Here is a 533-nt window from a genome sequence, read left to right on the forward strand (position 1 = left end):
TACGCCAATCCAGATGACAAGACGCAGACCTGGACCGGCAAGGGACGGAAGCCTGAGTGGTTCAAGGCAGCTATGGCGTCAGGGAAAACACCTGAACAATGCGAGATTTGACACCCAGTCTTCGATAATGGATTCGAGCAGGCCTGGTGCGTGTGCTGCGTGGTTTTCCGGGCCGAAATGCTGATGCAATGGATCAGTAAAGTTGAGCCGCGCGATAACTGACATTCTGACCGAACTTGATACCTACCTGCGCTCAAGCGATAGTCCACCGGATAGTTTGGGTTTGTCTGATCTGGATGGGTTTTTGACTGGGCTGGTCTGCACTCCAAAGCCAGTTGCGAATTGGGCTGATGTGGCCTTTGGGGCAGGCACCCGCGTTCCAAAACGCATCATGAAGCTGACAACAAAGCGGATGGATCAGATCGCAACAGGTCTCGCCGCGACGACACCGGTGCTGGAGCCAGTGTTCTGGCAGGCTCCTGAAGGACACGCCATCGCGATGGACTGGTGCGAAGGCTTCATGGAGGCGGTGA

At 55.5% G+C, this 533-nt stretch carries 2 protein-coding genes; both read left to right on the forward strand.

The window, feature by feature from the left end:
• The coding region (locus SLH47_RS26330; protein WP_320244114.1) for an H-NS histone family protein at positions 1-111 on the forward strand (111 nt) is incomplete at its 5' end.
• Positions 112-202: 91 nt separating this feature from the next.
• The coding region (locus SLH47_RS26335) for a YecA family protein (RefSeq protein ID WP_320244113.1) at positions 203-533 on the forward strand (331 nt) is incomplete at its 3' end.

The organism is Cognatiyoonia sp. IB215182, assembly GCF_033963905.1.
Taxonomy (GTDB): domain Bacteria; phylum Pseudomonadota; class Alphaproteobacteria; order Rhodobacterales; family Rhodobacteraceae; genus Yoonia.